The sequence below is a fragment of the Victivallis vadensis genome (genome assembly GCF_003096415.1).
GTDB classification, from domain to species: Bacteria; Verrucomicrobiota; Lentisphaeria; order Victivallales; family Victivallaceae; genus Victivallis; species Victivallis vadensis.
This window is the reverse complement of sequence record NZ_QEKH01000081.1, coordinates 1-1450: the sequence shown is the minus strand read 5'-3', so window position 1 is coordinate 1450 and position 1450 is coordinate 1. Positions and strand designations below refer to the sequence as shown.

At 47.7% G+C, this 1450-nt stretch carries 1 protein-coding gene; it reads right to left on the bottom strand.

The window, feature by feature from the left end:
• Position 1: 1 nt before the first annotated feature.
• The gene (locus C8D82_RS20460; protein ID WP_420882998.1) at positions 2 to 1351 is read right to left on the bottom strand and encodes an ISH6 family transposase; all 1350 of its coding nucleotides are present in this window, start codon (positions 1349 to 1351) and stop codon (positions 2 to 4) included.
• Positions 1352 to 1450: the final 99 nt, after the last annotated feature.

The following is a 1450-nucleotide window of genomic DNA, read 5'->3' as shown; positions in this document are numbered from 1 at the left end:
GTTATTGTCCCAAATTTTGTGAAACACACTTGTAGTTTCCAACGCCGATAACGACGTTGCCGATAATTTGCATACGTTTTTGCCAGTAGTCCTCCCATGCACCGGCGTTAGTAAATCGTTTCAATATGATTCTCGCAACTTTCGTTACGCCTTTGTCACTCCATCCGTAAGCAATCTTTTTGATTCTGCGTCCGAGTTCCCGCATCACCCTTTCGACCATCGACGAAGCTCTTGGGGAAATCAATCCCCATTTCAGCCAACGCCGAATATAACCGAACATGCCGATTTTAGCCCGGTGCATATAGGTTGCGGCGGCCTCGTATCCATGCCCTTCAAAGTATCCGATCAGCTGATCTATGGCCGTTTCAGTTTTCTCCATTCGTTCCTCAATATCGTCTTTCTCTTTCTCAGACACATATTTGAAATCTTCCTGCGGCAATTCGATCGCCAATGCTCCAGCTAAAGCCTCCTGAATCGATTTGGAATCTGCCTTGCGCCCGCCATCCTGATACATCGCGTGATACAAATCCCGATTAATGTGCCAGTGGCAGCGTTGCTGTTCCGAGGCATATTCCGCGAATGCTTCGGACAGCCCAAGTTCGCCATCGCAGATCAGAATACTTCCGTCATGGAACTTCACTTCTTGCTCTTTCCATCGTTGATTTATCGCATTCCAACTGGTGTTCGCCCAACTTCCCAGAGGAAAGATTTCTCCGGATTGCGTTATTCCGATCACCACTTTCAAATCACCTTTGCGAGCAACGCCGTTTCGTCCCTCGCCCTTGAAACCGGTTCCGTCAGGCATAATCTGAATCGGTGCGGAACCGATTACCCGCCTGGATATGTCGATTTCATCACAATCCGTTCGCAACACCCAGCCATGCGCAGTATGAAACGACACAGGCAGTTTTCCGTCACGTGCCAATTCCTGAACGGCACGCCGATAATTCGTCTCGCTCGCTGCTTCAACAATCAGCTGTTCCAGTTCATTGGTTTTCGTCTGATAACGCCCCAAGTGAATGAAGCGCTGCAAAGGCGAAAAGCTTTTTCCGCACGCAGAACAACTCACGCGCCAGAACCTCATTTTGAACTCCCCCAAGCTGGTTCGAATGCGACGCTCAAAGCTGCCGTTCTGACGAAGATGACCACTATCGCAACACTTCAACGCATCTGTTTCGCCATGAAAGATTCGATACATCAGGAGCTCCTGAACCATCTGCAAAATCATCTTCAGCAGTTCGGCGAAGGCCTTGCGGTCATACACTTCTGCCAACTTTGTTACAAGTTCGTCCAAAGAAAAGCCATTCTCCGATTGACAAAACGACAAGTCCATGCTAATTTTACCTTGCATCTGCATTCCCTTTATGTTGAGATTTTGAGTTACTCAAAATAAAAGGCAGATGCAACCTTGTCAAACAACACATCCCATCACAAAATTTGGGACATTATC